9 protein-coding genes and 1 pseudogene are annotated in these 7,930 nt (G+C 66.6%); 2 read left to right on the forward strand and 8 right to left on the reverse strand.

Annotated features, from left to right (window positions below):
- The first annotated feature begins 363 nt into the window (after positions 1 to 363).
- Both G6039_RS18610 and G6039_RS18615 read left to right on the forward strand, forming a co-directional pair.
- A complete protein-coding gene (locus G6039_RS18610; protein WP_232334228.1) occupies positions 364 to 702 on the forward strand; it encodes an LGFP repeat-containing protein in 339 nt (112 codons plus the stop codon).
- 75 nt (positions 703 to 777) lie between these two features.
- Positions 778 to 1,272 carry a TetR/AcrR family transcriptional regulator gene (locus tag G6039_RS18615; RefSeq protein ID WP_235194082.1) on the forward strand — a complete coding sequence of 165 codons (495 nt, stop codon included), beginning with the start codon at positions 778 to 780 and terminating at the stop codon, positions 1,270 to 1,272.
- A gap of 32 nt (positions 1,273 to 1,304) precedes the next feature.
- Here the strand turns inward: G6039_RS18615 and G6039_RS18620 are convergent, their stop codons facing one another.
- The 8 genes and pseudogenes from G6039_RS18620 to G6039_RS18650 all read right to left on the reverse strand — a co-directional run bounded on the left by G6039_RS18620 (position 1,305) and on the right by G6039_RS18650 (position 7,900).
- Positions 1,305 to 1,487: a hypothetical protein gene (locus tag G6039_RS18620; protein ID WP_174824803.1), complete on the reverse strand. Its 183-nt coding sequence runs from the start codon at positions 1,485 to 1,487 to the stop codon at positions 1,305 to 1,307.
- A gap of 163 nt (positions 1,488 to 1,650) precedes the next feature.
- Entirely contained in the window at positions 1,651 to 3,447 is a 1,797-nt protein-coding gene (locus tag G6039_RS18625) for an ABC transporter ATP-binding protein (RefSeq protein WP_051446097.1), read from the reverse strand.
- On the reverse strand, positions 3,444 to 3,932 hold the full coding sequence (locus G6039_RS18630) for a lasso peptide biosynthesis B2 protein (protein WP_051446098.1): 489 nt from the start codon (positions 3,930 to 3,932) through the stop codon (positions 3,444 to 3,446). Before G6039_RS18630 ends, G6039_RS18625 begins: the two co-directional genes overlap by 4 nt.
- Entirely contained in the window at positions 3,919 to 4,179 is a 261-nt protein-coding gene (locus tag G6039_RS31445; protein WP_059175127.1) for a lasso peptide biosynthesis PqqD family chaperone, read from the reverse strand. The genes G6039_RS18630 and G6039_RS31445 overlap by 14 nt, the downstream gene beginning before the upstream one ends.
- 82 nt (positions 4,180 to 4,261) lie before the next feature.
- Positions 4,262 to 6,046, reverse strand: a pseudogene (locus G6039_RS18635) (asparagine synthase-related protein); the annotation flags it as partial.
- A 16-nt stretch (positions 6,047 to 6,062) separates the two neighbouring features.
- On the reverse strand, positions 6,063 to 6,173 hold the full coding sequence (locus G6039_RS18640; RefSeq protein WP_103079657.1) for a lariatin family lasso peptide: 111 nt from the start codon (positions 6,171 to 6,173) through the stop codon (positions 6,063 to 6,065).
- Positions 6,174 to 6,714: 541 nt separating this feature from the next.
- Positions 6,715 to 7,671: a Fic/DOC family protein gene (locus tag G6039_RS18645; RefSeq protein WP_043800247.1), complete on the reverse strand. Its 957-nt coding sequence runs from the start codon at positions 7,669 to 7,671 to the stop codon at positions 6,715 to 6,717.
- A 1-nt stretch (position 7,672) separates the two neighbouring features.
- Complete coding sequence (locus G6039_RS18650; protein WP_206531162.1) at positions 7,673 to 7,900, reverse strand: hypothetical protein; 228 nt, start codon at positions 7,898 to 7,900, stop codon at positions 7,673 to 7,675.
- Between the last annotated feature and the right edge of the window lie 30 nt (positions 7,901 to 7,930).

Raw genomic sequence — 7,930 nt, forward strand, 5'->3', positions numbered from 1 at the left:
CGCCAGGGCAGTGGTACTACAGGTGGCGACCAGCAGGGCGGTCGTGCCGGCGAGCACACAGCGGGCGGCCCATCGGCGGCGGGGCGTGCGCGGGGCACGGCGATGGAGCGATTGCATTGGGATCTACAGTCTTTCGCAGGGACAGGGTCAGCGGTGGCGCCATCGCTGTCTGGAAACGTAAACGATTTCCCAAGAATCACAACCGCACCGAGTAACACTTTCATCACGGAAACCATTCGTCCGGTATTTTCTTAGAAAGTCGGTCAATCCCGGCATTTCGGTGCTACATACGAGGGGCTGTCCGCTCCCGCGGCGGCGGTTCGGTGCGCAGGGGTGTGCCCTGCTTCCGGGAAGGAGTGCGTGATGGGTGCGGGTGTGACGAGGGTGTCCGGTGCGGTGGTGCGGCGGCTCGGCGCGGGCGTGGCCGGGGCCGGGGTGGCACTGTTGTGCCTGGTCGGCGGTACCGGGGTGGCCGGGGCGCAGCCCGCGACCTCGGTGGCGGCGGGCTGCCAGTCGTACTGGCCGTCGCCGTACCCGGTGTGCGACGACATCAAGGATCTGTACACCTCACTGGGTGGGCCGGCCGGGCCGTTGGGGTTGCCGACGTCGGCGCAGCAGCCGTACGGGGTCGACGGGCTGCGGCAGACCTTCACCGGCGGGGCGATCGTGTGGACCCCGGCCACCGGCGCCTACCTCGAGTAACCCTGCCCGCTGACCTCCCGGCGGGCCGGATCAGACGCCGAACCGCGTGCTCACCCGCCGACAGTGCGAGGTGGCGTGCTCGCGCGTCCGCCTTCCGCAGTCGCGGCGATCATCGACGAACAGCACCACCGCAGCATCGCCCTCGTCCGGCGGGTCACCGCCACCGACGCCGCGGCGCTCGAGCAGATCGTCATGCTCAGCCACGCCCTCGGCGAGCAACTGCAGACGAGCGTGCTGGTGCGGGCGGGACTGCGCCTGTCCACCGAACTCGCCGATCGCACCCCCGTCCACCCGTACCGGGACTGGATCACTGCCTGCCGCACCCTGGTCGACCGCGCCGCCGACGACGGTGATCTACACGCTGGTCTGGATCTGGATGCGGTGGCCCGGTTCGTGATCGGGGCGTTCACCGGCATTCAACAGCTGTCCGGGCTGCTCACCGACCGCCCCGACCTGCCCCGGCGGATCGACGAGATGTGGGGCTTGTTGCTGCCCACCCTCATCGCCGACCCCGACCGGCGCGAGACGGTGCGCGGCGCTCGCTGGGCACCCCCGATCCCCGTCACCTGAACCGGTCCATCCCCACAGAACCCTCCCCGGCCTCATCGCCGGCGGGCAACCGCCGGACCGGCCGGGGTGACCAGGAGCACCGCCCCGGCCGACGTCAGGGCGAGCTGGGCTCGCGGAGCGGTGATGTCGAGTACCACGATCTGCACGGCCACCCACCCGAGCGTGCACACCCCGATCACCCCGGCCGCGGCCATCGCACCCGGGGCATCGAGCACCAGCGCGGGCGGGTCAGGACATGCCGGGTGACGGTCGGGGCAGCGATCGACCCGGCCGAAGCGAGCACGAGGGATCGGCGACAGTGCGGCAACCCCGCTGCAGGAAGGGGGTGTCCGATCTCGGAGATGGTGCCACGGACTTTTTCTGCCCTGGTTGCCCCGCTTACCGGTGCATTTCGGTGGTGCCGTCGATCTCAGCCAGTGGTCGGGGGTCTGGTAGGTGAGGTTGCGACCCACCGAGGCCGCTTTCGACCAGGGATTGGTAATGCGGGGAGGTGCTCATCAGATCGGTGTGTTGTCCGCAGGCGGCGATTTTTCCGTCCGCGAGGACGATGATCATGTCGGCGCTGCGTACGGTGGCAAGCCGGTGGGCGACGATGATCACGCTGGTGTGCTCCCGGAGCTCGTCCAGCGCCTCGAGGAGCAGCTTTTCGTTTCGGATGTCGAGGTTGGATGTCGGTTCGTCGAGGAGTGCGAGGGGACGGCCGGACAGGATAGCCCGGGCCAGGGCCAGTCGTTGGCGTTCTCCGCCGGACAAGGTGCTGCCGCGGTCGCCGACCGGAGCGTCGAGCCCACCGGGAAGTCGGGAGACGAGCAGAGACAGGTTCGTTGCTTCGAGTGCTGACCACAGTTCGTCGTCGGTGGCGTCCGGGCGAGCGAGAAGCAGGTTGTCTTTGATGGTGCCGTGCAGGACGGGAGCGTCCTGTTCGACGATTGTCAGCGCCGATCGGACGTCCGCGGGGCTCAGCGCGGAGTACTCGCATCCGTTGAGGCGGATCGATCCGGTTGCCGGCGGGTAGAACTTGCCGATCAGGGAGAGGATGGTGGTCTTCCCTGCGCCGGAAGCGCCGACGATGGCCAAGGTGGTGCGGTGGTCGAGGGTGAAGGACACCTCGTCAAGGATTCGGCGATCGCTGTAGGCGAAGGAGACGTGGTCGAATTCGAGAACAGGGGTAAGCGGCCGCGGTGGCGGTGGTGCAGCAGCGGATGCGGCGGGCGGCACGGGTTGGTCTTCGGTGGCGAGCGAGAGCGTCGTATGGACGCGATCGAACGAGCCTAGGGCGATCCGCAGCGAGATCACTCCCTGGAACACGTTCGACAGGGGAAACAGCGCGTACATGGTGAACAGGAACAGGGTCACCAAGGTGCCCAGTTCGAGGGATCCGTTGGCCACGCGGATGCTGCCGATCAGCAGGATCAGCAGGAACGATCCCGATGTGGACAGGCGGATGACGGGGGTGGCCAGCGCGGTCAGCGCCGCCGACCGGATACCGGCGTCGTACGCGGTGTGGGCGGCGACGACGATGGCCGCTTCTTCCCGGCGTTCGGCGCCGAAGATGCGGATCGTGCGGATTGCCGAGATGCAGCGTTCGAGGTTGGCGGCCAGCGACCCCACGGCGGACTGTTTGTCGGCGGCGGCCTGCTGGATTCGGGACAACGCCAGGCTGGCCCCACCGAAGGCGATCGTGGTGATCACGAGTGCGACCGTGAACAGCAGAGGGTCGAGATAGCACATCACTGCTGCCGCGACACCGACCGCCAACCCGCCGGTGGCGACCTCGATCAGGTTCTTCGGCACCTGGCTCAGCAACGCCAGGTCTGTGGTGACCTGAGAGAGCAGGTCGCCGACGCGGGTGGCGTGGACGTGTTCGATCCGCAACGCCAGCACCTGGCGGGCAAAGCGCTCCCGAAGCGCGAGCACGAGCTGTTCCCCGACGCGTTCGAGCAGGTAACGTCCCGCGGACTCGGTGGCGCTTTGCAGGAGAAAGACCGTGACGAGCAGCAGGGAGGGAGCGAGGATCGGGGAGGACGTGGAGATGCTGTCGACGATGTGTCCCGCCAGCAGGGGTTGTGCCAGCCCGAGCACCGTCGCTAACAGCGTGACCGCCGTGGCCACGACCATGCGTCCGCGCCATCGGCCGAGGTAGGACAGTAGTTGGGTGTAGCGGGTGAGCGTCACGAGGACTCCTGGCCGAGATCGCTGGGTGGGGTGGCCGGGGGTGGCACGGTCATGAGGGTGCGATACGAGCTGGGCTGGCCCAGCTCGGCGACCAGACGTCCCTCGGTTTCGAGCCAGGCATGGGCACGGAAGGGTGGAGCGGCGGGGATGCCTGTGCACCAGATCGGCCACGAGCCGTCCGTCCGCAGCAACAGGCACGCAGCGATCGAGCGGGGAAGGCAACCGAACCGGCCCGCACAGGTGGGGTCGTGCTGTACCACTGCCAGGACGGCGCGTTCGGCTTCGTCGTAGCGTGCCGGTCGCGCTCGTCGCGCCAGGAAGGTCAGGACCCGGTGCAGTGTCCAGGGGGTCAGTCGCGCCAGCTGCTTGGCGACGAGCACACTGGCGCCGACCTTGACCTTGGACCGCCACGGGAGTTCGAGCCCGGTCTCGGTGGGGTGCAGGGCCACGTCGGACAGGACGGGGCGGTCCTTATCGAAGGTCATCGTCGATCAGTCCGCTCTGGGCCAGCTGCTGCAGATAGGAAAGCAGGTCCGTGCGAAGGTCGTCCAGCGGCGCGTCGTAGCGATCGTGCAGTGCTCGGACGGCACGGTCGGGATCGTTCGTGTCGAGCAGCGCAGTGATCATGTCGGCGCCGATCTCGTTGACTTGGAAGTAGGAGCCGTTCTTCTGGTCGAGCAGGACGGCTCCGTAGTCGGTGCGGGTCATCGATACCGAGTTCCGAAGGTTCATCCGGTCTTGTGCTCCGTTCCGATGAGCTGTGTCCTGGGCGGGTCGGGGACGAGCTGCGGTTGTCGACGGATCGGAGCCAGGCCTCGCATGCGACGGTCATGGCGAGATCGTTGTTGTCGAACAGTGGCGTGTCGGGTTGCCGGAGCAGGGGATACAGGCGGTGAGGGTCGATGAGGCCGGCCTCGACCAGTTTCGAATCCGCGAAATGCGTGCGGATCGCCGAGGCGTTGCGCAGAAGCGCTTGGGCCTTGTCGGCGTTGTGTGCACCTTTCGTGGTGCGGCGCTGGAGGCTGTCCGGCAAGAACTCCTTGAAGGCCTCGAGCAGAAGTGGTTTGTATCGGTACGGATCCAGACGGTGATCGATTCGCACCGAGAGTGCAGCGTTGATGACGCGCTCGTCGAGGAAGGGCGCGACGACGCCGATGCCGCCACGGAAGTGAGCGATGTCAGCGACACCGCGCACCACCCGAGAAATCTCGTAGATCGCGCCGAGTTCCTGGTGTCGGCCGGGGGAAGGGGCGAGAGGGTGCAGCTCGCTCATCGCGCGGATGCGCGCTGCGATCGCGTGGGTGACCTCGGCGCTCAGCCAGTGTGGAACGACAGCTTGCCCACCCCAGGACAGCATCGCCGCATGGGGATCCCTCGGGGCCGACGACAGATAGGTCCGGTTCAGCCAGCTCCGGTAGGAGCCGGGCGCAATCAGCTGGCGCGCCAGATCGGATCCTCGCCAGCGATACATCGACCGGTATGCGCGAAGGCGTCTGAGGGCTGTGAGTGGGTGTGTGACGAGCAGCTCACGACTGAGGGCAGGGTGGGCCAGGAAGAGCTGGTCCCCGCCGTAACCGGTGAAGTGCACCTCCGTCCCGACAGCGCGTGCCAGGTCGGTGACGGCATTGAGCCGACTGTGGCTGCCGATCGCGATGCTCGGCTCATCGAGCGGATAGCGGAACGCGTCGTCGAGTTCGTCGTATTCCCAAGGCAGTTGGTCCGGCTGGAGGAAAGTGTGGCTGTCGAGCGGCAACCTGGTGGTCAGCTCCCGGGCCCACTGCGCATCGGAGTTGAATTCGTCTCTGCTGACCGCGGTGATCCCGTGCAGCTCGAAGGGCAGCTCCTCGCGATGCTTGTGGATCTGGAGTGTGGCGGCGAGGGTCGAGGAATCGAGTCCGCCGGAGATCTCGCAGGTTGCCCGTGATCTTCCGGAGAGGTGGTCACCGACAGTCTCGAGAGTCGCCGAGGTGACGAGTTCGGCGCCGGCCGCGAGGTCTTGGTCGGGGAATGGCGGGGTCCACCATCGGTACAGGCGTGCCGGATCCGGTCCGCCGAGCTGGAGGAAACTGTGAGGAGGGACGGCTGTGATGTTCTCCCAGCAACACAGTTCCGCGAGAGGGTGCTGCAGCGGCTCGAGCAGGCGCATCGCCAACGAGATCCGATCGACCGGAAACTCGCCGATGCTCGCAAGCAGGCGGGCTCGGCTGGAAACCATCGTCGCGCCCGCCACATCTGCATAGAAGACCCGGTGCAGCCCGGACGCAGATCCCTGCACCCGGACTCGGCCGTTGATGGAGGCAACGAGCCAGTACTGCCCGGCGAGTTGGCCGAGGTGTGCATCGAGGTGTAACAACGACGGGGCCGTGGCCAAGACATCGGTCAAGATACGCTGCGGGACCGGCGCTGGGCCTATCACGACGAGGGTGTTGCCGCGCATCATCCCTGCACTGAGCCGCAGGTGGCTCGCCTGCACGTAAAGGCGAACGGGGTCGTTGCCGGCCGACAAGTCGAACATTCGTGCCTGAGCGAGGTGCTCACGGACCACGGCCGGCTGATGGTCGCCTCGGATGAGCACGAACGAATCGACGTCGCTGTCCATGAGCACCTCGCGTGAGTCAGTTGAACTTACCTACCCACTCGACCCACCAGATCCCTCCCCCAGAGGTGATCTGGGAAAAGGCCCCGCGGCTGAGCAGCGTGGGAGCTGTGTACTCCTTCTTGTTCATGGTTCCCTCCCTTCCGAAATCGACATGTCGAGGGCGGACGTCCATGAAAACCGGTCGACTGGAATGCTATTCAGGCGGAGGAGGACTACAGCGCGAATGACATACCGTGAAACCGAAATGTTATGCGGTATATGGGCTTTTCACATCGGACCGGGGTCACGCTCGGCAGGGCCTACGGTGCAGCGCTCCCCGGAGCTGGGGGCCAGAGCCACCTCGCAGCACGTCGGATCGAAGACGTTCCTGCAGGTGGGCAATGCGGCCACTCCACCGGATACCACCTCAAGGCGGATCCGGTCGGCGTCGGCGGCGGTCGCGGCGACGCCGTACATGAAGGGTTCTCCTGTTTGGTCGTGTGCGAAGGCTGCATCGGGGCGTCGAGACAGGTCGGCGATCGGGGCGGGTGCCCGTCGGGGCCTCCGGGCGGTGGCGGAGCAGACCGAGGCATACGAGGTTGAATTCGGGTTTTTCTAGATTCCGTCCCGTTCCGGTATTCGGAAAGTCGGTGTCTCGTGACCGGATCGGGCAGCGAGCGGTATTCGAATTACGGGTCGAGGTCGTGGCTCGTGTGGTGCCTGTGGGGCAGGTCCACGGTCGCGGCAGGGGTGTCTGGCGCGGCGGCGCCGGGGGTTCTTGCCCGGACGGGTCGGGGGTGGCCGAGGGTCGCGGCGGCGGTGGCGCGCAGGTCGACGCCGTGGTCGATGATCGGGCCGACGGGCAGTGGGTCGGTGGGGTCGGTGATCGCTATGTCGAGTACTTCGCACATCAGGCGGGTGTCGCCGGTCTGCATGTACTCAAAGCGCCCCCAGACGAATTGCTCGCGGAGGTCTCCGAGCAGAGGGTTGCTGGCGAGGTCGGCTTTCTTGACGGCGATGAAGCGGTCGGTGTCGAGGGTGTAGCCAGCCCCGGTGCACAGCTGCCGGAAGAACGCGAATTGGCTTCGGGTGTTGCCCTCCCGAAAGCTGTGAACGTGATTGATCCGCAGCCACACTTTCGTCAGCTCGTCGAGGAACTGTTCTCGTCCGAGTCCGCGGAGGTTGTCCTTGGCGGCGATGCGATCGAGAACCAGGGCGCTGGCCTCGGGGACGTCGCGGGCCTTGAAGTACGAATGCGGGATTTCGGTGACCCGGCGCTGACCGTTGCGCACGGCGGCGACGTCCGGCCCCATCTTGACCATCGGCCAGTCCCGTGGTGCGGTGCGCAGTTGCCCGGCCCAGGGGTAAATGTCCTGGAACAGGTGGTGGTGGATGCGTTGGAAGTGTGGCAGGTCGAACCGGCCGGGGATCGGATCGTCGGCCAGCTCCTGCATGCGCGAGTAGCTGATGACGCCTTCGGTGCGGTGCAGCAGGTCGGCGTCGGGGATGCCGTGCGGCCATTTCTCCGATCGCAGGACCAGGCTTTTCATCACGGCGCGGCTGGTGTCAGGCATTCCGTCCGGGTGCCAGTCGACCGTGTCGGGGATGAAGTAGTCGAGCCATTCGCGGGAGTAGCGCGGGGCCATGTCAGTCGATCTCGTAGCCGGCTTCGCGAGCGATGATCTTGGTGACTTCTTCGATGGTCTTGGTGCCTTGGATCAGTTCGACCAGCAGTTCCCTGTCGGCGTCGCTCATCTCGCGGCCTTCGATGGCCATGATCGGTTCCATCGCGGCGACGGCGGCGCGGGCTTCGGCTTCGGTCTTGCGTGGTGTCACAGGTTCCCCCTGGTCGGTGGTGTGGTGGGGCAGGACCATCGGGTCCTGCCCCACCGGTGGTGTCGAGAC

Origin of the sequence: Rhodococcus aetherivorans (assembly GCF_011058165.1) — a bacterium.
GTDB classification, from domain to species: Bacteria; Actinomycetota; Actinomycetes; order Mycobacteriales; family Mycobacteriaceae; genus Rhodococcus; species Rhodococcus aetherivorans.

Excerpts from the sequence above, each read along its gene's own strand:
- G6039_RS18610 (WP_232334228.1), top strand. The coding sequence starts at position 364 with ATGGGTGCGGGTGTGACGAGGGTGTCCGGTGCGGTGGTGCGGCGGCTC.
- G6039_RS18630 (WP_051446098.1), bottom strand. The coding sequence starts at position 3,932 with ATGACCTTCGATAAGGACCGCCCCGTCCTGTCCGACGTGGCCCTGCAC.
- G6039_RS31445 (WP_059175127.1), bottom strand. The coding sequence starts at position 4,179 with ATGAACCTTCGGAACTCGGTATCGATGACCCGCACCGACTACGGAGCC.
- G6039_RS18640 (WP_103079657.1), bottom strand. The coding sequence starts at position 6,173 with ATGAACAAGAAGGAGTACACAGCTCCCACGCTGCTCAGCCGCGGGGCC.
- G6039_RS18645 (WP_043800247.1), bottom strand. The coding sequence starts at position 7,671 with ATGGCCCCGCGCTACTCCCGCGAATGGCTCGACTACTTCATCCCCGAC.
- G6039_RS18650 (WP_206531162.1), bottom strand. The coding sequence starts at position 7,900 with ATGGTCCTGCCCCACCACACCACCGACCAGGGGGAACCTGTGACACCA.